Genomic DNA, 24012 nt, shown 5'->3' on the forward strand with positions numbered 1-24012 from the left:
AGTCCTCCCCCTCGCTGGGGGCGCCTCGCTGGGGGGCTTTTTTTGGCCGGGTCTTACCCTTGCACGATCTGGCCGGGGGTGACTCAGGACTGGTGACTCAGGACTGGTGACTCAGGACTGGTGGCGCAGCGCTGCCAGCCGGGCCTCGACCTCGGTGTCCTGGGAGTGGTCCTCCAGCTCGGCGAACTGGTCCTCCAGGCTGGTCGACTGCGCTTCGGCGCGCCCCTGGACCATGGCCTCCTGGCGCTTGACCCGGTCCTCGAAGCGGGACAGCTCACTGGTGGGGTCCATCACGTCGATCGAGCCGATGGCGTCCTGCACCTTGGTCTGCGCCTCGGCGGTGCGGGCTCGGGCGACCAGGGTGCTGCGCCGGGACTTCAGCTCCTGCAGTTTGCCTTTCATCGAGACCAGCCCTGCCTTGAGCTGCTCGACGGTGCCGTTCTGCTGCTCGATGGCCGGGCGGGCCTCGTTGGCCTCGTTCTCGTGCTGGATCTGCCGCCCCAGGGCCAGCTTGGCCAGGTTGTCGAACTTCTCGGCGCCCGCCGTGTCGCCGGCCTCGCGCATCTCGTCGCCCTTCTTGACGGCGGCCGAGGCCTTGCGACCCCACTCGGCGGCAGCCTCCTCATCCGAGCGCAGGTCGGCCTCGGCCATCCGCACGTTGGCGATGGTCTGGGCCACGGCCTCCTCGGCCTCGGCGATCGAGTTGGTGTAGTCGCGCACCAGCTGGTCCAGCATCTTCTCGGGGTCCTCGGCGCGGTCGATCAGGGCGTTGACGTTGGCGCGGGTCAACTGGCTGATCCGGCCGAGGATCGTCTGCTTCTGCGTCATGTCGGGTCTTCCTTTCGATAGGGATCACGCCGCGGATGCGGAATGGTCTCGGGTCGGTCACACGGGCCGTCTTGGCTGCTCAGAATCTCCCACCGCCGCCGAAGCTGCCCCCGCCACCGCCGAAGCTGCCGCCGCCTCCGAAGCTGCCCCCGCCACCGCCGAAGCCCCCGCCCCAGCCGCCGGAATGCCGGTGACCGCCTCCGCCGAAGCCGCCGCTGAGGATGCCGCCGAGCACCAGCGAGCCGATGTCGATGCCGTGCGAGCGTCCACGCCGACCGCCCATCCCCCTCCCTCCGCCGATGCCGGGCTCGTCCCAGCGGTCGACGTCCTGGTCGGCCTCGGACAGCGCCCGCTCACCGAGCTGCTCGGCGCGGTTGAGCAGCGAGGCCGCCCGGGTCACGTCCTCACCCGCGACACTCTGGGCCTGGTCGAAGAGACGCAGTGCCTCGGAGATGCGCGTGCGGGCACCGCGCTCGACGGCGCCGCGCCGGGTGGCGATGGTCTCGTCGATGCTGCGCAGTCGGGCACCCACGCGGGCCACCCGGTCCTCGAAGCTGCGGCGCATCTTGTCGGTGTGCTCGTCGGCTTCGCGCATCGGCGCCAGCACCGTGTCGAGGTCGTGCTCGGCCGAGTCCAGTGCGGCCAGCGCGGCGAGGGGGTCGCCGTCGGAGTCAGCCCGTTGGCCCTGGCTGACGGCATCCTGTGCCTGCTGCACCGCCTGGCGGACGGTGGGGTCCCGGGGCGCCAGCCGCGCGGCGTCCTGCAGGTCGGCGGTGATGGAGCGGATCGCCGCCGCCAGCGCCTCCCGCGAGTTGGCCAGGTCGTCACTCGCCCCGGCGATCTGGTCCAGCAGCCGCACGGCTTGCCCTAGGGCCTCCTCGGCGGCCCGTCCCGCGGCCACCCCGGAGCTGCGGTCGTCACTCGAGACCGCCTGCCGTCCGGCGTCGACGAACCCGTCGACGCTGTCGAGCAGCGACTCGGCCTGCTCGCGGTGCCGACGCACGGTGCCCAGGGCGCGGGTCGGGTAGCGGGCCTGCAGTCCCTTGATCTCCTGGTCGGCCACCGGCAGCCGCTCGCGCACCTCGCCGGCCCGTTGCTCCAGGTCGGTGAGGAACTCCGGCACCCGATCCTGCAGCGAGCGCAGCTCGTTGAACTCCTGGGTCCGCGCCCGCAGCGCCTGACCGGCGCCGGTGGACAGCTCGATGATCTGCCCGAGCATCGTCCGCTCGACCGGCTCCGGCTCACGGTCGGTGTCGTCGAGCTCCTGCCGGATCCGGAAGGCCTCCTGTGCCTGCGCTCGCGCCGAGCCCAGGGCCTCGCGGAACTGTTGTGTCCGCTGCTGGCCGAACTGCGCCTCGGCGAAGGCCAGCTCCTCCTGCGCGGAGCGGATCGCGTTGTCCAACCCGACCAGGCCCTCCGCAGCCTGCCGCTGCAACTCCTGTGTCGGCACGCCCTGGGCCGCCGCCGGCTCGGGACCGGCTGCCCGACCCTCCGCTGATCCCCGCCGCGCCGACTTGTTGCCCAGCCTGCTGAGCAGCCCGACCCCGACGATCGCCACCACGGGGGCGAGCACCATCCACGGGATGCCGAAGGCCGTGCCGGGCCCACCCGCACCGCCGGGGTATGCCGTGTCGTCGCCCGAGCTGCCCCCGCCGGACCCGCCGCCGGTGTCCAGGTCGCCCTGGACCGCCGCGGTGTAACCCTCCGCGGCTCCTTGCGCCGCCCCGACCCAGTCGCTCTGCCCCAGGGAGGGCTCGATGTAGTCGGTCTCGACCGCGCTGACCAGCTCGGGGGTCAGCGGGCCGCCCGATTCGGCGGCCGAGCCGTACTTGCGGTCCTCGACGGCCACGGCCAGCACCACGTCGTCGCCGCCCATGCCGGACGCATCATAGGTGGCCTGCGCCCACTCCGAGCCGCTGTTGTCTCCGGCGCCCTCGAACGTGTCGACGTAGACCACGAACAGCTGCAGACCGGCGTCGTCGCGCAGCTCGTCGATCGCCGCCTGCACCTCATCGGTGCCGCCCTCCAGCACACCACCCGGGTCGTAGACCTGGTCCGGCAGGTCGAGCGGCTCCTCGGCATACCCCGCCGACAGCAGCGCGACCGGCCCGGCGAGCGGCAGCGCGACGACCAGCCCCAGGACGACGCCGGCCACGAGTCGCCGGGCCGCGAGCCGGGTGACGCCGAGAGCCTCGATGCGGTGCACGTCCACGGTCCTCCTCATCAGGCCGCGCTGGTGCGCGGGCCGCCCCTTAGACTTATCGCATCCCCTGATCGGTTCCCACCTCCGGGGTGCCGTGTCGTTGCCTCTCACCTCGTGAAGGATCTTATGCCGCTCGCTGCCGCCCTGGAGCAGATCAGCACCGATCCGGGCGTCCGCGCCGTGGCTGCGGCCGCCGAGGCGCGCCGGCCGACCGCCGACGTCGCCGCCGAGCCGGGCACCCACGCGCCGCTGGTCGCCCTGCTCGCGCGAACCTCGACGGTGCTGGCGGTCACCGCCACCGGTCGCGAGGCCGACGACCTGGCCCGGGGGCTCGGGGACTACCTGCCCGGCGACTCGGTGGTGACCTTCCCCAGCTGGGAGACGCTGCCGCACGAGCGACTGAGCCCGCGCAGTGACACGGTCGGCCGCCGTCTCGCGGTGCTGCGGCGGCTGGCCCACCCCGACCCCGACGTGCCCGCCTACGGACCGGTCCGGGTGGTGGTGGCCTCGGTGCGCGCCCTGGTGCAGCCGATCGTGCGCGGGCTGGGCGAGCTGGCCCCGGTGAGCCTGCGACCGGGCCAGGAGCACGCCCTGGAGGACGTCGTCGAGGCTCTGGCCGCGGCCGCATACACCCGCACCGACCTGGTCGAGCGGCGGGGCGAGTTCGCGGTGCGCGGCGGCATCCTGGACGTCTTCCCGCCGACCGAGGAGCACCCGCTGCGGGTGGAGTTCTGGGGCGACACAGTCGAGGAGGTGCGTTGGTTCAAGGTCGCCGACCAGCGTTCCCTGGAGATCGCGCCGCAAGGGGTCTGGGCGCCGCCGTGCCGGGAGGTGCTGCTGACCGACGCCGTCCGGGCCCGGGCCAAGGAGCTGGGCGAGCAGCTGCCCGGCGTCGCCGAGATGTGCGCCAAGGTCGCCGAAGGGATCGCGGTGGAGGGGATGGAGTCCCTCGCGCCGGCGCTGGTCGACGGCATGGAGACCCTGGTCGACGCCCTGCCCGATGCCTCCCGGCTGGTCGTGCTCGACCCGGAGCGGGTGTGGACCGGGGCCCACGACCTGGTGGCAACCAGTGCAGAGTTCCTGGGGGCCAACTGGGCCAACGCCGCCGCCGGCAACGCGGTGCCGGTGGACCTGCAGGACGTGCTGGGCACCGCGTCCTACCTGCCTCTCGGTGAGGTGCGCGAGCACACCCTGGACACCGGGCGGGCCTGGTGGAGCATCACCCCGTTCGCGCAGGACGCCGAGCTGACCGCGCCGGCCGACGACGGGCAGCCGGCCCAGATCCAGGTCGAGTCCAGCTCCATGCCCGCCTACCGCGGCGACGTCGACGCCATCGTGACCGATCTGCGCGGCTGGCTCGGAGCCGGGCGCCGGGTCGTGGTGGCGCTGGAGGGAGCGGGCATGGCCCGTCGGGTCGCCGAGGTTCTCGGCGAGCACGGCGTGCCGCACCGGGTCGACGCCCCGCTGAGCGACGTCGGTCCCGACGTCGTGCACGTCACCACCGCCTGTCTGGGCCGTGGGGTCGACCTGCCCGGCGCCGGGCTGGTGCTGGTCAGCGAGACCGACCTGACCGGTCAGCCCGGCAGCGGGGGCTCGACCAAGGACATGCGGCGTATGCCGTCGCGCCGGCGCGGGCAGGTCGACCCGCTGCAGCTGCGTCCCCGTGACCTGGTGGTGCACGAGCAGCACGGGGTGGGCCGGTTCGTGGAGATGGCCCAGCGCACCGTGCAGGGTGCCACCCGGGAATACCTGGTGCTGGAGTACGCCGCCTCCAAGCGGGGGCAGCCGGGGGACCGGCTGTTCGTGCCGACCGACCAGCTGGACCAGATCACCAAGTACGTCGGCGGCGAGGCCCCGACGCTGAACCGGCTCGGCGGCTCGGACTGGCAGAAGACCAAGTCGCGGGCCAAGCGGCACGTCCGGCAGATCGCCGGGGAGCTGATTCGCCTCTACAGCGCCCGGATGGCCACGGTCGGGCACGCCTTCGCCCCGGACACGCCCTGGCAGCGCGAGCTGGAGGACGCCTTCGCGTTTGTCGAGACCCCCGACCAGGCGGTCAGCATCGACGAGGTCAAGGCCGACATGGAGAAGGCCGTGCCGATGGACCGGCTGATCTGCGGCGACGTGGGCTACGGCAAGACCGAGATCGCGGTGCGGGCGGCGTTCAAGGCCATCCAGGACGGCAAGCAGGTGGCCGTGCTGGTGCCGACGACCCTGCTGGTGCAGCAGCACTTCCAGACCTTCACCGAGCGCTACGCGCAGTTCCCGGTGACCGTGCGGGCGCTGTCCCGGTTCCAGTCCGACAAGCAGGCCAAGGAGGCGATCGAGGGGATCTCCTCCGGCGCCATCGACCTGGTCATCGGCACCCACCGGCTGCTGTCGGCCTCGGTGCGGTTCAAGGACCTCGGGCTGGTCATCGTGGATGAGGAGCAGCGCTTCGGCGTCGAGCACAAGGAACAGCTCAAGGCGCTGCGCACCGACGTCGACGTGCTGGCCATGTCGGCCACCCCCATCCCGCGCACCCTGGAGATGGCGGTCACCGGCATCCGGGAGATGTCGACCCTGGCGACTCCGCCGGAGGAGCGGCAACCGGTGCTGACCTTCGTCGGCGGCTATGACGACAAGCAGATCACCGCCGCGATCCGCCGGGAGCTGCTGCGCGAGGGCCAGGTTTTCTACATCCACAACAAGGTCACCTCGATCGACCGGGCCGCCGCCCGGATCCGCGACCTCGTGCCCGAGGCGCGGGTCGCGGTGGCGCACGGGCAGATGGGTGAGCACCAGCTGGAGCAGGTCGTCGTCGACTTCTGGGAGCGGCGCTTCGACGTGCTGGTCTGCACCACGATCGTGGAGACCGGGCTGGACATCTCCAACGCCAACACCCTGATCCTGGAACGCGCCGACCAGATGGGGCTGTCTCAGCTGCACCAGCTGCGCGGCCGGGTCGGCCGGGGTCGCGACCGGGCGTATGCCTACTTCCTCTACCCACCCGAGAAGCCGCTGACCGAGACGGCCGTCGACCGGCTGCAGACCATCGCCGGGCACACCGACCTCGGCGCCGGCATGGCCGTGGCCATGAAGGACCTGGAGATCCGCGGAGCCGGCAACCTGCTCGGCGGCGAGCAGTCCGGGCACATCGCCGGCGTCGGCTTCGACCTCTACGTGCGGCTCGTCGGCGAGGCCGTCGCCGACTTCAAGGGCGAAGGCGACCAAGGACCCGTCGAGGTCAAGATCGAGCTGCCGGTCGATGCCCACCTGCCGCACGACTACGTGCCCGGCGAGCGGCTGCGGCTGGAGGCCTACCGCAAGCTGGCCCAGGTGCGCGACGAGGACGAGCTCACCGCCATCCGTGAGGAGCTGGTGGACCGCTACGGCACACCGCCGGAGGCCGTGGAGACCCTGCTCGAGGTGGCCCGGCTGCGCACCGTCGCGCGACAGGCGGGGCTCAGCGACGTCGGCGCCCAGGGGCAGACCATCCGCTTCGCCCCGGTGGCCGAGCTGAGGGAGAGCCAGCAGCTGCGGCTCAATCGGCTTTACCCCGGCACGATCATCAAGCCGGCCACCCGCACCATCCTGGTGCCGACACCCAAGACCGCGCGGGTGGGCGGCAAGCCGCTGCGCGACCGAGCGGTGCTCGAGTGGGCGGAGCAGCTGATCAGGGCCGTCCTGCTCGACGAGGTCGCGGCGGCTGCGGGCGTCACCGGGTGAGCAACAGGTGACATGATGGGCCCCGTGAAGCGATGGACCAAGACTGCCGCCACGATGATTCCTGCGACTGCTGCCGTGCTGCTGAGCGGATGCGCTGGATCGGGGGTGTCCTCGGGGCAGGCGGCCACCGTGGACGGTACGACCATCGCGGCGTCCGACCTGCAGGAGGTCACCGCCCAGTTCAACGCCGTGGCCCAGCAGCCCACGACACCGACGCAGGTGCTGGACACCCTGATCAAGGCCCCGGCTCTGGAGGAGATGGTGGCCGGGTCGGGCCAGGAGATCACCGACAACGAGCTGCTTGCCCAGCTCGCCCAGCTGCCCGGTGCCCCGGCCGAACCCAACCGGCTGATGGCCGACTACCTGCACGGGCTGGTCTACTCCCAGATGGTCGGCGATTCGGCCCCGCCCGACCTCTTCGCCGACCTCGACGTCCAGGTCAACCCGCGCTACGGCACCTGGGACCCCGAGACGGTCAGCCTGGCCGACGCGACGCCGGAATGGATCACCACCGAGCTGCCCGGGGAGGACGGCAACTGAGCACCGCCGGCCGGTTGATCCTGCTGGTGACCTCGCCGCGGGTCGCGCCCGGGCTGCTCAGCGCGCAGGCCTGGCAGCAGCTGGGCGCGGCCGATGCCGTGCTTGCCCGCGACGAGGACCAGCCGCTGCTGCCCGCCCTGCGCGGTGCGGACATCGAGGTCCAGGTGGTCGGCCCGATGGGTTCGCCGCAGCTGGCCCAGATCCTGTTGCAGCGCGCCGCCTCCGGAACCGTCCTCTGGGTGGGCTCGGGTGACGCCGACCCGGGCCTGACGGACGCGCTGGCCGCCGAGGTGACGCGCGAGCAGGACGCTCCTGAGCTGGAGCTGTTGGTGGGGTCCTGGGACGTGCCCGGCGCCCGGCTGCTCGACGCCGTGGCGGTGATGGACCGGCTGCGCTCGCCCGACGGGTGCCCCTGGGACGCGGAGCAGACCCACGCCTCGCTGACGCCCTACCTGGTGGAGGAGGCGCACGAGGCGGTGGAGGCCCTCGAATCCGGGGACCGCGACCACATGAGCGAAGAGCTCGGTGACGTGCTGCTGCAGGTGCTCTTCCACGCCCGGGTCGCCCAGGAGCACGAGGACGACCCGTTCGACGTCGATGACGTGGCGGCCGGTCTGGTGGGCAAGCTGGTGCGCCGGCACCCGCACGTCTTCGCCCGCACCGCCGACTCTGCTGCGACCGCCGCCGCGGTCGAGTCGACCTGGGAGCAGCTCAAGGCCGCCGAGAAGCCCGAACGCGAGCACCCGCTGGACGGCATCCCGGCCGGTATGCCGGAGCTCGCCCGCGCCGCCAAGGTCGCCTCCCGCCTGGACCGGGCCGGGCAGGGGGCCTGGCTGCGCGACCAGGTCGACACCGCTCGAAAAGATCACCGCACGGCATACGGGGCGCAGCTCATGCAGCTGGTGCTGGACGCCCGGGACGACGACGTCGACCTGGCGGCGGCCCTGCGCGGCCTGCTGCGCGGCCTGTCGGCGCTCGGGCGCGGGTCGGTCCGCCCGGTGCGCGCACCGGAGCGTTAGGCTCGCCAGAAGAGTCACGCGGCTGCCGACACCAGACCGTCCGACACCGCTCACTAGGAGAGCCCATGGCCGTCATCGACGCCATCATCGCCCGCGAGATCTTGGACTCGCGCGGCAACCCGACCGTCGAGGTCGAGGTCGGCCTGGACGACGGCACCGTCGGCCGCGCTGCGGTCCCCTCGGGTGCCTCCACCGGCGCCTTCGAGGCCGTCGAGCGCCGCGACGGCGACAAGAGTCGCTACCTCGGCAAGGGTGTGCAGGACGCCGTGCAGGCCGTCATGGACGACCTGGAGCCTCGGCTGCTGGGCTTCGACGCCAGCGAGCAGCGGTTGATAGACGCCGAGATGCAGGCTATCGACGGCACCGACAACAAGGGCGAGATCGGGGCCAACGCCATCCTCGGCGTCTCGCTGGCGGTTGCCAAGGCGGCTGCCGAGGTCGCGGGTCTGCCGTTGTTCCGCTACCTGGGCGGGCCCAACGCGCACGTGCTGCCGGTGCCGATGATGAACATCCTCAACGGTGGCTCGCACGCCGACTCCAACGTCGACATCCAGGAGTTCATGATCGCCCCGATCGGCGCCGGGTCGTTCCGCGAGGCGGTGCGCTGGGGCGCTGAGGTCTACCACGCGCTCAAGACCGTGCTCAAGGAGCGCGGACTGGCCACCGGTCTGGGTGACGAGGGCGGCTTCGCGCCCGACCTGGAGTCCAACCGGGCGGCCCTGGAGCTGATCCTGGAGGCCATCGACAAGGCCGGCTACACGGCGGGCAGCGACATCGCGCTCGCGCTCGACGTCGCCGCCACCGAGTTCTACGAGGACGGGGTCTACACCTTCGAGGGCGCCAGCTTGTCCGCCGCCGAGATGACCGACTACTACGCCGACCTGATGGACGACTACCCGCTCGTCTCCATCGAGGACCCCCTCGACGAGGACGACTGGCCAGGCTGGGCGACCATCACCGAGCGGCTGGGTGACCGGGTCCAGCTGGTCGGCGACGACCTGTTCGTCACCAACCCCACCCGGCTGCAGCGCGGCATCAACGAGCGGTCGGCCAACGCGCTGCTGGTCAAGGTCAACCAGATCGGCTCGCTGACCGAGACCCTCGACGCGGTGACCCTGGCCCAGAGCAACGGCTTCCGCTGCATGATGAGCCACCGCTCGGGGGAGACCGAGGACGTCACCATCGCCGATCTGGCCGTCGCGACCAGCTGCGGGCAGATCAAGAGCGGCGCCCCGGCCCGCTCCGAGCGGGTCGCGAAGTACAACCAGCTGCTGCGCATCGAGGAGGAGCTCGACGATGCGGCGCTCTACGCCGGGGCCGGCGCCTTCCCGCGCTACGGCGGCTGAGCGGCGGAGCCGGCAGGACGACATACCGATGAGCACCCGTAGACCGAGTCGCAGCCCCGGCGGCACCCCCCGCCGCTCGGGCTCCGCGACTCGACCCGGGGCTCCTCGCCGTCGCTCCGGCAGCACCGCGGCCGGAGTCGACCCGAGCGGGCAGGTCACCACCCGCCGGACCGGCATCCCACAGGTATGGCGACTGGCCGGGGTGGCGCTGATCGTGGTTCTGCTCGGGGTCTTCCTCTTCCCGACGGTCAGCGGCTATCTGGAGCAGCGCCGCGAGGTGAGCCGACTGGAGCAGCAGATCCAGACCCAGCGGGAGGACATCGAGACTCTCGAGCGTGACCTGGCCCGGTGGGACAACCCCGACTACATCGAGCAGCGGGCCCGGCAGCGGCTGCGCTTCGTGCGCGACGGCGAGACCGCCTTCACCGTCCTGGACGACACGGGCGAGCTGCTGACCGAGCCCGTCCCGGGGATGGCCCCGGTCAGCAACGACGTGCACGAGCTGCGCCCGTGGTACGGCGAGGTCTGGGAGTCGGTCAAGATCGCGGGGGAGGAGCCTGCGCAGACCGATGCCGACCAGTGACGCCGCCGCACTCCGCGAGCGCGACCTGGCTGCGGTGCAGCGGCAGCTGGGGCGACCGGCTCGGGGGGTGGTCTGCGTGGCCTACCGGTGCCCGTGCGGCTGCCCCGCCGTGGTGCGCACCGAGCCGCGGCTGCCCGACGGCACGCCGTTCCCCACCACGTTCTATGCCACGTGTCCCCGGCTGACCGGCGCGATCTCCACGCTGGAGGGGCAGGGGATGATGCGCGAGATGACCGAGCGGCTCGCGGCCGACCCCTCGTTGGCTCAGGCGCATGCCGCAGCGCACGTCGACTACCTGACCCGCCGGGCCGAGCTCGGTCACGTCCCCGAGATCGAGGGGGTCTCCGCTGGGGGGATGCCGACCCGGGTCAAGTGCTTGCACGTGCTGGTCGCCCACGCGCTCGCCGCCGGCCCGGGGGTCAACCCGTTGGGCGACGAGGCGCTCGCGGCGCTGCCCCGATGGTGGGATGGTGGCTGCTGCCTACCCGAGGAGGATGCATCGTGAACACGACCCGGGTCGGTGCCGTGGACTGCGGCACCAACTCCATCCGCCTGCTGATCGCCGACGTCGGCGACGACGGCGGGCTGCGCGACGTCACCCGTGAGATGCAGATCGTCCGGCTGGGCCGGGGCATCGACGCGACGGGGCGGATCGCCCCGGAGTCGATGGAGCGCACCCTGACCACGGCGCGGGAGTATGCGGGCGCCTGCGCCGACGCCGGCTGCGACTCGGTGCGCTTCGTGGCCACCTCGGCGTCCAGGGATGCCGCCAACGCGGACGAGTTCTTCACCGGGGTGCGCGAGGCCTTCGCCGGGTTCGGCACCGCTCCGGAGGTGATCAGCGGCGACGAGGAGGCTGCGCTGTCGTTCACCGGAGCCACGGTCGACCTGCGTGCCCAGGCCGTGCCGGCGCCCTACCTCGTCGTCGACATCGGAGGCGGGTCCACCGAGCTGGTGCTCGGGGAGCACGAGGTGGAGCAGTCGTGCTCGGTCGACATCGGCTCGGTCCGGATGACCGAGCGGCACCTGCACGACGACCCGCCGACCGAGGAGCAGGCGTGGGCGGCCCTGGCCGACATCACGCGGTCCCTGGAGGAGGCGGCCCAGGTCGTGGACCTCACGCGGGTGGCCACCCTGGTCGGACTCGCCGGCTCGGTGACCACCGTCACCGCCCACGCCCTGGGCTTGCGCGCCTACGACGCGGAGCAGATCCACGGCGCCGAGCTGGGCGTCGACGAGGTGGTCGCGGCGACCGGGAGTCTGCTGACGATGACCGCCGAGCAGCGCCGGGGTCTGGGGTTCATGCATCCCGGGCGGGTCGATGTCATCGGTGCGGGCGCGCTGATCTGGCGCACCGTGGTGCAACGGTTGCAGCGGGACGCCGGCCTGCTGACCGTGCGCACCTCTGAGCAGGACATCCTGGACGGCATCGCGCTGTCCCAGGTCGACCCGGGGATCGGCGCACGGTGACGACCTCGGGCGCGCCTCGGCATACCCACGTCGGACGACACGCCAACTGGGCCGGCAACGTGACCTTCGCGGCGCCGGTCCAGCGGCCCACCAGCATCGCCGAGCTGCAGCGTCTGGTCGCCGCCGAGCGGCGGGTGCACGCGGTGGGCACCGCTCACTCCTTCTCGGCCGTCGCCGACACCCGCGGTGCGCTGGTCTGTGTCAGCGACCTGCCGCAGGAGTGCGACATCTCCGGGGACGGCGTGCGGATCAGTGCCGGGATGACCTTCGCCGAGCTGGCGCCCTGGATGGAGGCAGCCGGCCTGGCGCTGCACAGCCTGGGCTCGCTGCCACACATCTCCGTGGTCGGCGCCTGCTCCACCGGCACGCACGGCTCGGGGGACCGCGCGCCCTGTCTCGCGGCGGCCGTGCGCGAGGTGGAGCTGGTCACCGCGACGGGAGACCTGATGGTGCTCGACCGCGGCGACCCCGACTTTGCTGGGGTGATGCCCAGCCTGGGGTCCCTGGGCGTGGTCGTCCGGCTGACCCTGCAGGCCGGGCCGACCTATTCGGTCGCGCAGACGGTGTGGCAGGGCATCGACGTGGCCACCGGCGTCGGTGAGCTCGACGCGATCATGGGCTGTGCCTACAGCGTGAGCGTGTTCACGACCTTGCGGTCCGACGACTTCGGGGACGCCTGGGTCAAGCGGCGGATGGATGAGCCGGAAGCCGACCTGAGCCGGTGGGGCGGGCGGCCTGCGGCTGCGGCGCTGCGCCCGGTGCCCGGCGGTGACGCGACCGGCTGCACGGTGCAGGGCGGGGTGCCCGGCCCGTGGTTCGAGCGGTTGCCGCACTTCACCCCCGACCGGCCGCCGAGCAGCAGCGGCGCCGAGCTGCAGTCGGAGTACTACGTGGCCCGCGAGCACGGCCCGGCCGCCGTTGCGGCCCTGTGGGCGCTCGGCGACGCCATCCGGCCCGCGCTGCGGATCTGTGAGCTGCGCACCGTCGCCGCCGATGGCCTGTGGCTCAGCCCTGCGTGCGACCGGGCTCTGCTGGGTCTGCACTTCACCTGGCTGCCCGACGCTGAGGCGGTGGAGTCGGCGTGCCGTCGGGTGGAGGAGGCGCTGGCGCCGTTCGCGCCGGTCCCGCACTGGGGCAAGGTGTCCTGGTTGGACCCCGCCGTCGTCGCCGAGCAATTTCCCCGGTTGCCCGACGCGCGCAGGCTGGTGGCGCGGTTGGACCCGGACAACGCCTTCGGCAACGACCTGGTCGACGCCTACCTGCGGGCCTGACGTGACCGGTGGTGAGCCGCACCCGGTGACCGGGCAGCCCTTCGGGTCTCCCGTGCCGCCGGGGACGGGGTGGCCCGGCGACCCGGCCGATCGGCATACTCCTGTGGCCGGCGACGAGGAGCGGGTGCGTGCGCTGTCGTCCTCCGCGCCCGACGTGGACACGCTCGACGCCCGGGTCTCGGTATGCCGGGCCTGCTCCCGACTGGTCGACTGGCGCGAGTCGGTGGCGACGTCGGGTCGACGGGCCTCGTTCGCCGACCAACCCTACTGGGGCCGGCCCGGCCCCGGATTCGGCGACCCGAATGCCCCGGTCCTGGTCGTGGGCCTGGCGCCGGCGGCCAACGGCACCAACCGCACCGGGCGGATGTTCACCGGCGACCGCAGCGGCGACTGGATCTACGCCGCGCTGCACCGCGGTGGGTATGCCGAGCAGCCGACCAGTGAGCACAGCGGCGACGGGCAGGTGCTGACCGGGGTGCGGATCGTGGCCGCAGTGCGCTGTGCGCCCCCGGCCAACAAGCCGAGCACAACGGAGAAGGCGACGTGTCGGCCGTGGCTCGTCCGCGACCTGGAGCTGGCGGCGCCCCGGCTGCGCTCGATCCTTGCGCTGGGCTCGATCGGCTGGGACGCGACGTTGGCCGCCGCCCGCGAGGCAGGGTGGGTGGTGCCGCGACCCAAGCCGCGCTTCGGCCACGGCGCGCAGGCAGCGCTGACCACGGGGCAAGGGCGCGCGGTGCAGCTGCTGGGCAGCTATCACGTGAGCCAGCAGAACACGTTCACCGGCAAGCTGACCGAGCCGATGCTGGATGCGGTGATCGCCCGGCTGTGAGGATCGCCCCGGGCGTCGCGCCGAGATGCGTGCTGACCGACTACTGGGGACGAGGAAGCACGGTGAACGGTTCTCCGGTGGCCGATCGCAGCACGTCGAAATGTCGCCGATCCAAGGTCAGGACGGTGCGTGTGCGGTACCGCTCCGCCAACACCACGTTTGAGGCGTCCGCCACACCGATCGCCTGGTCCTGGTAGCCGGCGATGATGGATCGAGCCGTCTTCACCTCCGCCGGGCCAAGGCCGGCCAGTTCCCACGCCCCACCTGTGAGCTCGTCGAGCACAGCCAGCTCGGCATCGACGCCGTGGCGGGTGACCACCAGATAGTCCAGCTCTGCCACGACATAGGGCGAGACAACCAGAAGATCGGTGGTCGCGCCGATGACCTCACTGACTGCGGCGTTGTCGGGCTCGGAGGCGTCGAAGTAGGCGAGCAGAGCACTCGTGTCCACGATGACGTCTGCCACGCCTCACCGCTCCCCGAAGCCGGACAGCAGCTCGTCGGCGTGGCGGGCGATCGGCTGTCCGCTGCGGAACAGATCGCCGCGTGGCCGGGGTCGTAGCTCCCCGAGCATCTGGCGGATGGACTGGCGGATGACCTCGGCCTCGGACATGTCTCTGTCCGCCGCCGCACGCTTGACCGCGGACTTGAGGTCCTCCGGCAGGTAGACGGTCGTCTTCTCCACCGTCGTATGGTACCACCGGTGGCGGTGGCGTCCTGAGAGACCTTGAGCGGGTCACGCAGGTCGACCCGTCGTGCCGGCTCAGTCCAGCACCATGGCCAGCACCGGTCCCGCGCCGTCGGGCAGCCAGCCCGGCCAGACCTCGCCCACGGTGCGCCAGCCCAGATGTCGGTAGACGTCGACCGCGGGGTGGTGCTCAGGCACCACGTCGAGGCAGGGGGTACGGTCCTGCGCCCGGATTGCCGCGACCGCGGTGTCGTGCAGTTGCCGTCCCAGCCCGGTGCCGCGGTGCTGCACCGCGGTGAACAGGGTGGACAGTACGCCCAGCTGCTCCGGAGGTCGGTCCGAGCCGGCCACCCAAGCCTGTGCCTCCGAGGCCAGCACACCGTGCTCGTCCGGCCGCACCGACAGCGCGGCGACGTGACCGACGGGTGCACCGCCGACGGTGGCGGCCCAGGCCGCCAGCTCGGTGTCACGCGCGACGAAGCGCTCGGTGGGGTAGGGCAACGGCCAGCGCATCGGGTAGCGACTGGAGTCACGCTGCGCCGTCAGGACCTCGGCGAGGGCGGGCACGTCCTCCGGGCGGCGGGGGCGAATCATCGGCACGGTCACGAGCGGGAGTGTAGGCAGAGCTGGGCCTATCCTGAGCGTTGCCCCCGTAGCCCAATCGGCAGAGGCAGCCCACTTAAAATGGGTCCAGTGCGGGTTCGAGTCCCGTCGGGGGTACGTCAGGGGGTCGCCTTACGGACAGAACATCGCGCTGTAGGGCGATGTTCTGCGCGGAGGCGCATTGTCTGCCCTCTGGCCGATGTTCACGCCCTTCAGCGGCGGCGCAGCTCAGCGATGATGTGCTCAGCCCTGGTCGCGCTGCCGACCACCACCCGGGAGGACGAGATGGCCGACCGGGAGGAGTCCTCCAGCCGGGCCAGCTCGGCGACCAGATCCCGCACCGACCGCTGCCTCAGCTCCGGTCCGGCGAGGTCGTGAGGGGGACGCGAATACGCGTCCAGGCCATCGTCAAGGGGCTCTTGTGCAACTGGCATGTGTGGCTCCGTCCACCTGACACCGATGAGGTCAGGGGCTACCGGAGTCCGGGGCAGCACCAAGAAAAGTCGATCACCGCAAACTGATGTCGCGATGCGTCAACGCTACTCGACGGCACGCTCAGCGACAACCGCCGTGCTCGCGCCCTTCTCGAGCTGTCCTGGGTTCTGGGTCAGGCGCTGGCGTCCAGGACACGGTCATCGGAGACCTGCTGCGGCTCCCCGGTGTCCTCCAGGTGCACCGCGCCGTGGACCTCGACGTCGGCGCCGAAGGTCCAGTCACCCTCCACGGTCAGCGACTCGGCGTCCCGCAACGACGGCGCGCCCCGGGGGAAGCGCTCGTCGAAGTCGGCGATCCGCTTGTAGGTCTTGCTCAGCGTCACCAGCGGCAGCGGGTCGACGGTCGCCTCCAGCGTGCCGTCGTCGGCCCCCTCGAAGGCGTCCGAGCGCAGCAGCAGCAGGTCGTCGGTCGTCTTGACCGGGCGGAACCGGGTGCGCGGCACCTCGATGGCGGTGGCGTCGTCGAAGACCTGGATCGCCGCGCCCATCGCGCTCTCGACCTGGATCACGGGGGTCGAGTCGGGGTCCTTGGGGTCGACGGTCTTGTGGTTGCGGATCAGCGGCAGGCCGAGGACCCCGTCCCGCTCGTGCAGCACCTCGCGCAGGGCGTCGAGGCGAAGCCACAGGTTGTTGGTGCTGAAGTAGCGGTGCCGTTCCACGTCGGAGTAGGCCTCCTGGTCCTCCTCGCGCACCTGGGCCGTCTCGCGGAGCACGAGCCGGCCGTCCGCGGTGCGCACCGCCAGATGACCCCCCTTGCGATCGGCGGCGGTGCGACGGCATACCTCCATCGCGAACGGCGCGCCGCAGGAGGCGAACCAGTCGGCGATCGGGACCGAGGGAGAAGCGCCGAGGTTGTCGCTGTTGGAGACGAAGGCGTAGCGGAAGCCCGCCTCGATGAGCGCGTCGAGCATGCCCGAGCTGAGCAGGGAGGGGTAGAGGTCGCCGTGCCCCGGCGGGCACCATTCGAGCGCGGGGTCGTCCGACCACTGCACGGGGCTCAGGTCGTCGGCGCGCAGCTTGGGCTCCTGGCTCTGCAGGAAGTCCAGCTCCACGCCGGGCACGGCCAGGTCGGGGTATGCCGCAAGCGCGTCCAGGCAGTCGTCCCGGGTGCTGAAGCTGTGCATCAGCACCAGTGGCAGCCGAGCCCCCGTGACCCGCCGAGCGCTGCGCACCTGCTGCACGATCAAGTCCAGGAACGTGTCGTCGCCGCGCACCGGCAGCAGCGACTTGGCCCGGTCCATGCCCGTCGAGGTGCCCAGACCGCCGTTGAGCTTGACGACCGCCGTGTGCGCCAGCGCCTCGGTGTCGGCATCGCTGTCGAGGTCGCCGAGGGCGGCCGAGGGCTCCAGCGGCTCGATCTCGTCCTCGGCAATGGTGCCGGTCGCGCCCCCCTGGAGCTCGTGCCAGTAGCGAGCGAACACCGCCACGGCGGTCTCCGACATGTCGGCGGAGCGCATCTTGTCCAGGGCCTCGGCCAGAGCGGGAGAAGTCATGGCAGTCATCGTGGCACGGGTCAGGGGCCCAGTGCTGACCAGCCGTGCGGGAGCCCGGCCCGGCCGGTCAGCGCGGCGACGAGCATGGCACCGTCGCCGCGTCGATGCGCCAGCTCGAGCCGTCCGGACTGCGGTCCGCGGATCGGCGCCGAGTTGCTGCCCAGCCGTGACGCCGCGTGCCGCCACAGCATCGGGACCTGCAAGGGCAGCGGCACGCAGGAAGTATCCGGCCGGGTCACCGATCTCGGGCTCTTCGGTGCCCGGCACGGCGTTGGCGAGGTAGTCGGACACGGTGAGCAGGGCCCGGGTGGTGTGGCCGACGAGGGATCGCAGACTCCACTGGCCGAGGCCGGGCCCGGCCCAGCGGGCCTCGGGCAGATCCCGGAGCACGTCGACGAACCACTGTCCGGCCTGGGCGAAGGACTGAGCCGGGTCGGGGCGGTCGTCGGGCATGCTCGGCTCACTCATCCTGAAGACTGGACCAGATCAAGGCCCGGGCGACCAGGGCGTACTGACCCTTGGGGTGGGCCCGGAACAGTGGCTCGCTGCCCAGCAGCACGACCGGTGCGCCGGCCGTCGTGCCGTCGTGGTCGACGCCGTGCACGATCAACGGCTGCCCGGCGGCGTCGCCGGGTCCGGTCTTGCCGCCGTCGTCGGCGCGCCAGTGCCCGCTGACCAGGGGGTCGCGTTCGGCATACCGCTGGTCCACGACGACGCCCGCGCCGAGGGCGGTGAACCATCGCGGGGCGTAGACGAAGGTCTGGGGCGTGGCCCGCATGCCGATCGGGGTGTCCTCGCGCTCGATGCGGACCACGCCATTGGCCTGCGACGGGCCGGCCACCGTCGTCACGTCGAGGAGGTCGAGAGCCTCGTTGAGAGCGGTGCCGGTGCCGCCCCGGGCGACCAGTCCGCCGCCGTCGCCGAGGTAGGCGGTCAGCCTCGACTGCGCATCGGCATCCAGGCTGTCCCAGCGCAGGTCGGCGGAGACGTAGAGGGTGTCGATGCCGGCCCAGTCGAAGCCCTCGTTGAGCGACTCGGTGCTGATCGGGGTGACGTCCAGGCCCATCTCCTGCAGAGCCCAGAGCTCAGTGGCAGGGGCAGCCGCCGCGACCTGCAGCCTCTCCAGGCCAGCGCCGTCGTCGTCGGTCTGCGTGCCACTGAGCAGCACTCCGTGCTCGCGGGCCACCCGGGCAGCGACCTCGGCGGCGGCACGCGGAACGACGACGGCCCCCTCGTCGGTCCAGTCGAGGTCGACGCCGGCGGCCAGCAGGTCATTGAGGGCGGCGACGTCAGCGGGGTCGACGATCTCCAGCCGCCACGGACCGGGTCCGGCAAACCCGCCCGTGGCCTGGGGGCGCACGACCCGGGGCCCGGGCGGCGGCAGCGCGCTCGCCTCCGGCACGGTCACCACGTCGGCGCCCCAGAGGGCAGCCAGGCTCCAGCCCGCGATGTCATACATCGCACGCACCCGGGTGGACACATCGGTCCCGGGGCCGAGGAAGGCACCCGCAACACCCCGCCGGGCCTGCCGCAGGTCCACGACGTAGGAGCCGGCCGGGTAGGTGCGCCCGGACACGCGCACCGGCCGGGTCGCCCGGCTGACCTGCACGCCGTTGGCGACCAGATACTCCACCAGCCGGGCCGCCGCCGGCGCCGAACGTTGGGGGCGACCGACCGGGATGAGGTATCCGCCGGGGTAGTCGGTGAGATAGACGTCCTCGCCCCCGGCCCCCGGCAGGTCGGTGGAGGTCAGCGGCACCTGCTCGGACCCGGTGACCCCCCGCCGGGCCCACTCGAGGTGGTCGGCGACCAGCTGCTGGCGGTGCGTGACGGCATACGCCAGCGTGGCGTCGACGGCGGCGCGGGCGACGTCGATGTTGATCGCGGTCCGTCGGCGCAGCTCCTTGATGGGCAGGTCGTAGGAGGCGCCGGTGGTGCGCAGCGGCAGCTCGACCGTGGCGGCGACCGCACCGTGCAGAGCGGCGTACTGAGGGGCGAAGATCGGCGGCCAGCCGTCCCAGCCCTCCTGCCAGTCCCGCCACGGGATCTGCGGGGGGCGCACGCCGTCCCGCTGGGCGTAGCCGAGGTCCAGGATCGCCTGCTCGATGCCGAGCGCCTGGGGAAAGGCGTGCCGCAGCAGGAGGTCGGCCTCGGTGTCCTGCGCGTGCGGGGGAGTGGTCGGCTCGATGAGCGTGCCGTTGACGTAACCGTGCAGGTCCAGCAGCACCATCGGCTGGGCGTCCACGATCAGATCGCGCATGGCTCGGGTCTCCGGCTGGCTCGCCGTGACGAAGTCGCGGTTGAGGTCGAAGCCGGCCGCGTTGGTGCGGGTGTTGTCGACGCGCCCGTCGGGGTTGAGGCTGAGCACGATCGAGATGCGGGTGCGGGCCAGGGTGCGCTTGACCACGGTGTCGTCCGACGTCGCGTAGTCCTCGATCAGCTCGAGCACCGCGTCGGTGCCCTCCCGCTCGTCGCCGTGGACGTTGGCGGTGAGCAGCACCGGGACCTTGTAGTCGCGGGCCAGGGTGGGGTCGAGCACCGCCTGCTGCGGCCGGGCGAGGATGCTGCGGCGCAGCCCGGCCTGCCGCCGTGTCTCCTCGGGGGTCTCGGGCGAGGTGAGGGTCACCAGATAGAGGTAGCGACCCCCGGCGCTGGTGCCGATGACCTCGGCGCTGACCCGGTCGGAGGAGCGCTGCAGCGCGTTGAGCCGTGGGGCGATCTGGTGGTATGCCGTCAGACCGAGGTGCAGCGCCGGGTCACTGTCGTCGGTCTCGGGTTCGGCGAGCGCAGTCTGTCGGGGGTAGCTCGGCCCCGGGCCCGGCAGGAGCGGCCCAGGCAGCTGCGCCTGAGACTCAGCGGCCAACACGGCCGCGGCGGAGGAAGGGGCGCCGGCCGGAGCGATCGTGGCGACCACCAGGGCAAGCACGGCGGCGAGGCAGGGCAGCAGCGCGCGGGGCGACACGGCATACCTCCTCGACGGTGACCAGCCGGACGGGTGCACGGGGACACGCCCGGAGAGTGCAGAGTAGCCGTCTGCGCTCAAGTGGGACAGGGTTGTCCACGGCGCGCGGTCGGCGGCCCGACAGACCGGCTGTGGACGGGAACACCGGCAGGTTGCCAAACGCTCTATCCTATGATGACGCGATCGCGCGTCACACCCACGACCTTGGAGGGCACATGGCATCCAACCCGGTGTTCAACCGGATCAATCGCGAGGCCGGTCAGTACGCTGGATTCGGCTCGCCACAACAGCAGAGTCCCGGCCAGCAGAGCTACGGCCAGGCGCCGCCGCCGCAGGGGCAGCCCTATCAGCAGCCGGCGCCGAACGGCCGCGGTCCCTCGCAGAGCATGTCCAACGAGCAGTTGGAGCAGATGTACGGCCAGGCTCCGGCCGGCCCCGCCCAGACCGGGCGAGTGACCCTCGACGACGTCGTGATGAAGTCGCTGGTCCTGTTCGGGATCGTCCTCGCTGTGGCGGCGGCGACCTGGTTCTTCGTCGCGCCCAACGCCCAGGGGGAGATGAACCCTCTTGCCATGCCGATCTGGCTGGGCGCGATGTTCGGCTCACTCGGCCTGAGCTTTGCGATCGCCTTCTCCAAGAAGGTCAACGTTCCGCTGATCATGACCCACGCCGTGCTGCAGGGCGCCTTCCTCGGTGCAGTGAGTGCGGTGTTCAACAGTGCCTACCCCGGGGTCGTCAGCAGTGCCGTGGTGGCCACGATGGGCACGTTCGCCGGCATGTTCCTGGCCTGGAAAGTTGGCTTCATCAAGGTCACCAGCAAGTCTCGCCGCATCTTCGGCATGATGGCGATGGGCTACCTGGTCTTCCTGCTGATCAACGTCGGATCGAGCCTCCTGGGCTTCGGCAGCGTCTATGCCGGCGGCGGACCGTTGGCGATCGGCATCTGCATCCTCGGTGTCGCCCTGGCCTCCTACTCCCTGGCCATCGACTTCGACTCCATCGACCGCGGGGTGCAGGCCGGTGCGCCGGAGAAGTACTCCTGGCTGATGGGCCACGGCCTCGTGGCCAGCCTGGTCTGGCTCTACATCGAGTTCCTGCGGTTGTTCGCGATCCTGCAGAACGACTGAGGTGGGCGCACCCGACGTTGTGGCGTCAGTGGCGACTGAGGTTGAGCGCGTGGCCCGGCGGTGGCAGCAGCTGCCGCTGGAGCGCGCGCTCGCTGCGACTGCGTCCGTGCGCACGCTCGTGCAGGAGCTGGCCGACGAGGTGGCGGTGGCCGACCGGCTGCCCGTAGAGCCCGTCCCCGACCTCGGGCCGGCCGTCCTGATCGACCAGCTCCGGGTCATGGTCTTCGACCACCGGCGGGCCGGTCTGGACGGCGCAGTGCTGCTCGATCAGCTGACCACCCTGCGCCGCTCCATTTGCTAGGGAAAGTGCACGCAACCGTCCCGGAGGGGCGCAAGCTGTCCTAGCAAATCAGGAGAGGCGCTCGAAGATGATCGCCATCCCCTGACCGCCTCCCACGCACATCGTCTCCAGGCCGAACTGGCCGTCGTGGCGCTGCAGGGCATTGATCAGCGTTGTCGAGATGCGCGCCCCGGTCGCGCCGAACGGGTGCCCCAGCGCGATCGCCCCGCCGTGCACGTTGAGCCGGTCCAGGTCCATCCCCAGGTCGTCGGCGCTGGGCAACACCTGGGCGGCGAAGGCCTCGTTGATCTCGTAGAGGTCCATGTCGCCGATGCTCATCCCTGCGTGCGCCAGCGCCTGGCGGGACGCCTCGACCGGCCCGAGGCCCATGATCTCCGGGGAGAGCGCCGAGACCCCGGTGGCGACCACCCGGGCCAGGGGCGTCAGCCCGAGCTCGGCGGCCCGGGTGTCGCTCATCACGATGACGGCGGCCGCGCCGTCGTTGAGCGGGCAGCAGTTGCCGGCCGTGACCGTGCCGTCCTCGCGGAAGACCGGCTGCAGTGTGGACACCTTGTCGTAGGTCACCCCGGGCCGTGGTCCGTCGTCCCGGCTGACGACGGTGCCGTCCGCCAGAGTCACCGGAGCGATCTCGGTGTCGAACACCCCCGCTTCGATGGCCTGCTCGGCACGGTTCTGGCTCCGCACGCCCCATTCGTCCTGCCGCTGTCGGCTGATGCCCCGAGAGGTCGCGACGTTCTCCGCCGTCTGCCCCATCGCCAGGTAGGCATCGGGCAGCAGGCCCTCGGCCCGAGGGTCCGCCCAGGTCTGGTTGCTCAGCGCCGTGGCCGCTGAGCGCGCCTCGGCCTGCGCGAACTGCGGGTTGTGCCAGTCGGCCTTGGAGCCACCGGCCCCGGCGAAGTCGGCATACCGTGAGACGCACTCGACCCCCGCACTGATGAAGACGTCGCCCTCCCCGGCCCGGATCGCGTGGAAGGCCATCCGGGTGGTCTGCGCCGAGGACGCGCAGAAGCGGTTGACGGTGGTGCCGGGCAGGGAGTCCTGGCCCAGCAGCACGGCCACGACCCGGGCCATGTTGGAGCCCTGCTCGGCCCAGGGCTCGGCGCAACCCAGGTGCAGGTCGTCCACGGTGGACAGATCGAGCGCGGGTATGTCATCCAGCGCGGCGCGGATCACGCCTGCCGCCAGGTCGTCCGGTCGCACCGAGGTCAGCGACCCCTTGAAGGCACGACCGATCGGGGTGCGCCTGGCGGCGACGATGACGGCCTCGGGCATGCGTCCTCCAGAAGATCGGTCGTGCTTCGTCGTCGAGTCTAAGGTGAAGTGCCGGACCCCAACCGCCGGGCGGGGGTGTCGCGGACCGAGGGGAAGTGTCACCATGGCGCCATTCGTCCATCCGCTCACAACGACGTGAGGAGTCACCGTGCGCATCGGTGTGCCCAAGGAAGTCAAGAACCACGAGTACCGCGTCTCCATGACGCCCGCCGGCGTGCACGAGCTGGCGCAGCACGGGCACGAGGTGGTCCTGGAGCGTGGCGCCGGACTCGGGTCCTCTATCACCGATGAGGAGTATCTGGCCGCCGGGGCCTCCATCGCTCCGGACGCCGACGAGACGTGGGGCCGCGCCGAGATGGTGATGAAGGTCAAGGAGCCCGTCGAGCAGGAGTACCACCGGCTGCGCGACGACCTCGTCCTGTTCACCTACCTGCACCTGGCGGCCTCGCAACCGTGCACCGACGCGCTGGTCGATGCCGGCACAGTCGGCATCGCCTACGAGACGGTGCAGGCCGCCAACCGGTCGCTGCCGCTGCTCTACCCCATGAGCGAGGTGGCCGGGTGCATCGCGCCGCAGGCCGGGGCCAACGCGTTGTTGCGGGCCAACGGTGGTCGTGGGCTGTTGCTGGGTGGGGTCTCCGGTGTCGACCCCGCCAAGGTCGTCGTCCTGGGTGGGGGCGTCTCCGGTGCGCATGCCGCGACGATGGCGCTCGGGTTGTGGGCCGACGTCACGGTGCTGGACACCGACGTGGAGAAGCTGCGCGTGCTGGACCGCCGCTGGAACGGCCGCATCAAGACCGCCACCAGCAACAAGCTCGAGCTCGAGCGGCACGTGCTCGCGGCCGACATGGTGGTGGGTGCAGTGCTGATCCCCGGAGCCCGGGCGCCGCGCCTGGTGACCAACGAGCTGGTCAGCCGGATGAAGCCGGGCAGCGTCCTGGTCGACATCGCCATCGACCAGGGCGGCTGCTTCGAGGACTCGCGCCCGACCACGCACGACGACCCGATCTACCAGGTGCACGACTCGATCTTCTACTGCGTGGCCAACATGCCCGGCGCCGTGCCGCGCACGTCCACCTTCGCACTGACCAACGTCACCCTGCCGTATGCCGTCTCCATCGCCGACAAGGGGTGGCGGCAGGCTCTGCGGGACGACGCCGTGCTCGCGCCGGGACTCAACACCGCCGGCGGTCGAGTCACCAACGCCGGGGTCGCGCAGGCACACGGTATGCCGTTGCTCACCGTGGCGGACGCGCTCGGGGGCTGAGCGCCCGC

Annotated in this window: 21 protein-coding genes and 1 tRNA gene; 13 read left to right on the forward strand and 9 right to left on the reverse strand. The window is 71.7% G+C overall.

The window, feature by feature from the left end; genetic code table 11:
• Positions 1-111: 111 nt before the first annotated feature.
• Positions 112-828 (reverse strand): PspA/IM30 family protein, encoded by a 717-nt coding sequence (locus ACR2FV_RS03390; protein WP_434014293.1) that lies wholly within the window; start codon positions 826-828, stop codon positions 112-114.
• A gap of 79 nt (positions 829-907) precedes the next feature.
• Complete coding sequence (locus ACR2FV_RS03395; protein ID WP_434014294.1) at positions 908-3052, reverse strand: TPM domain-containing protein; 2145 nt, start codon at positions 3050-3052, stop codon at positions 908-910.
• A 105-nt stretch (positions 3053-3157) separates the two neighbouring features.
• Between ACR2FV_RS03395 and mfd the strand changes: the two genes are divergently transcribed.
• The 9 genes from mfd (at position 3158) to ACR2FV_RS03440 (ending at position 13797) form a co-directional block, all read left to right on the forward strand.
• Positions 3158-6739 carry a transcription-repair coupling factor gene (gene mfd / locus ACR2FV_RS03400; RefSeq protein ID WP_434014295.1) on the forward strand — a complete coding sequence of 1194 codons (3582 nt, stop codon included), beginning with the start codon at positions 3158-3160 and terminating at the stop codon, positions 6737-6739.
• A gap of 24 nt (positions 6740-6763) precedes the next feature.
• Positions 6764-7279, forward strand: coding sequence for a hypothetical protein (locus tag ACR2FV_RS03405; protein WP_434014296.1), 516 nt, complete (start codon positions 6764-6766; stop codon positions 7277-7279).
• A gap of 14 nt (positions 7280-7293) precedes the next feature.
• Positions 7294-8298: a MazG family protein gene (locus ACR2FV_RS03410; protein WP_434014297.1), complete on the forward strand. Its 1005-nt coding sequence runs from the start codon at positions 7294-7296 to the stop codon at positions 8296-8298.
• A 65-nt stretch (positions 8299-8363) separates the two neighbouring features.
• Entirely contained in the window at positions 8364-9644 is a 1281-nt protein-coding gene (eno, locus tag ACR2FV_RS03415; protein WP_434014298.1) for a phosphopyruvate hydratase, read from the forward strand.
• 28 nt (positions 9645-9672) lie between these two features.
• Positions 9673-10227: an FtsB family cell division protein gene (locus tag ACR2FV_RS03420; protein ID WP_434014299.1), complete on the forward strand. Its 555-nt coding sequence runs from the start codon at positions 9673-9675 to the stop codon at positions 10225-10227.
• Positions 10214-10732, forward strand: coding sequence for a DUF501 domain-containing protein (locus ACR2FV_RS03425; protein WP_434014300.1), 519 nt, complete (start codon positions 10214-10216; stop codon positions 10730-10732). Before ACR2FV_RS03420 ends, ACR2FV_RS03425 begins: the two co-directional genes overlap by 14 nt.
• Positions 10729-11697 (forward strand): exopolyphosphatase, encoded by a 969-nt coding sequence (locus ACR2FV_RS03430; protein WP_434014301.1) that lies wholly within the window; start codon positions 10729-10731, stop codon positions 11695-11697. The genes ACR2FV_RS03425 and ACR2FV_RS03430 overlap by 4 nt, the downstream gene beginning before the upstream one ends.
• Positions 11694-12968 (forward strand): FAD-binding protein, encoded by a 1275-nt coding sequence (locus ACR2FV_RS03435; protein ID WP_434014302.1) that lies wholly within the window; start codon positions 11694-11696, stop codon positions 12966-12968. The genes ACR2FV_RS03430 and ACR2FV_RS03435 overlap by 4 nt, the downstream gene beginning before the upstream one ends.
• 25 nt (positions 12969-12993) lie before the next feature.
• Positions 12994-13797 carry a uracil-DNA glycosylase gene (locus ACR2FV_RS03440; protein WP_434014303.1) on the forward strand — a complete coding sequence of 268 codons (804 nt, stop codon included), beginning with the start codon at positions 12994-12996 and terminating at the stop codon, positions 13795-13797.
• 40 nt (positions 13798-13837) lie between these two features.
• Here the strand turns inward: ACR2FV_RS03440 and ACR2FV_RS03445 are convergent, their stop codons facing one another.
• The 3 genes from ACR2FV_RS03445 to ACR2FV_RS03455 form a co-directional block, all read right to left on the reverse strand.
• Positions 13838-14263: a PIN domain-containing protein gene (locus ACR2FV_RS03445; protein WP_434014304.1), complete on the reverse strand. Its 426-nt coding sequence runs from the start codon at positions 14261-14263 to the stop codon at positions 13838-13840.
• Positions 14264-14266: 3 nt separating this feature from the next.
• Positions 14267-14482, reverse strand: a complete 216-nt coding sequence (locus tag ACR2FV_RS03450) for a CopG family transcriptional regulator (protein ID WP_434014305.1) — start codon at positions 14480-14482, stop codon at positions 14267-14269.
• 78 nt (positions 14483-14560) lie between these two features.
• Positions 14561-15091, reverse strand: coding sequence for an N-acetyltransferase family protein (locus tag ACR2FV_RS03455; protein WP_434014306.1), 531 nt, complete (start codon positions 15089-15091; stop codon positions 14561-14563).
• A gap of 40 nt (positions 15092-15131) precedes the next feature.
• Here ACR2FV_RS03455 and ACR2FV_RS03460 point away from each other — a divergent pair.
• Positions 15132-15205: transfer RNA gene (locus ACR2FV_RS03460), tRNA-Leu, on the forward strand.
• 95 nt (positions 15206-15300) lie between these two features.
• Here the strand turns inward: ACR2FV_RS03460 and ACR2FV_RS03465 are convergent.
• The 3 genes from ACR2FV_RS03465 to ACR2FV_RS03475 all read right to left on the reverse strand — a co-directional run bounded on the left by ACR2FV_RS03465 (position 15301) and on the right by ACR2FV_RS03475 (position 20037).
• Positions 15301-15429, reverse strand: a complete 129-nt coding sequence (locus ACR2FV_RS03465; RefSeq protein WP_434014307.1) for a hypothetical protein — start codon at positions 15427-15429, stop codon at positions 15301-15303.
• Between the two features lie 266 nt (positions 15430-15695).
• On the reverse strand, positions 15696-17543 hold the full coding sequence (locus ACR2FV_RS03470) for a UTP--glucose-1-phosphate uridylyltransferase (protein ID WP_434014308.1): 1848 nt from the start codon (positions 17541-17543) through the stop codon (positions 15696-15698).
• Entirely contained in the window at positions 17536-20037 is a 2502-nt protein-coding gene (locus ACR2FV_RS03475; RefSeq protein WP_434014309.1) for a M14 family zinc carboxypeptidase, read from the reverse strand. Before ACR2FV_RS03475 ends, ACR2FV_RS03470 begins: the two co-directional genes overlap by 8 nt.
• Before the next feature lie 215 nt (positions 20038-20252).
• Here ACR2FV_RS03475 and ACR2FV_RS03480 point away from each other — a divergent pair, with 215 nt between their 5' ends.
• Positions 20253-21164, forward strand: a complete 912-nt coding sequence (locus tag ACR2FV_RS03480; RefSeq protein WP_434014310.1) for a Bax inhibitor-1/YccA family protein — start codon at positions 20253-20255, stop codon at positions 21162-21164.
• A 28-nt stretch (positions 21165-21192) separates the two neighbouring features.
• Entirely contained in the window at positions 21193-21465 is a 273-nt protein-coding gene (locus tag ACR2FV_RS03485; RefSeq protein WP_434014311.1) for a hypothetical protein, read from the forward strand.
• A 48-nt stretch (positions 21466-21513) separates the two neighbouring features.
• Here the strand turns inward: ACR2FV_RS03485 and ACR2FV_RS03490 are convergent, their stop codons facing one another.
• Positions 21514-22737, reverse strand: coding sequence for an acetyl-CoA C-acetyltransferase (locus tag ACR2FV_RS03490; protein ID WP_434014312.1), 1224 nt, complete (start codon positions 22735-22737; stop codon positions 21514-21516).
• A 148-nt stretch (positions 22738-22885) separates the two neighbouring features.
• Here ACR2FV_RS03490 and ald point away from each other — a divergent pair, with 148 nt between their 5' ends.
• Positions 22886-24004: an alanine dehydrogenase gene (gene ald / locus ACR2FV_RS03495; protein ID WP_434014313.1), complete on the forward strand. Its 1119-nt coding sequence runs from the start codon at positions 22886-22888 to the stop codon at positions 24002-24004.
• The last annotated feature ends 8 nt before the right edge of the window (positions 24005-24012 follow it).

The organism is Ornithinimicrobium sp., from assembly GCF_051004135.1.
GTDB lineage: Bacteria > Actinomycetota > Actinomycetes > Actinomycetales > Dermatophilaceae > Ornithinicoccus.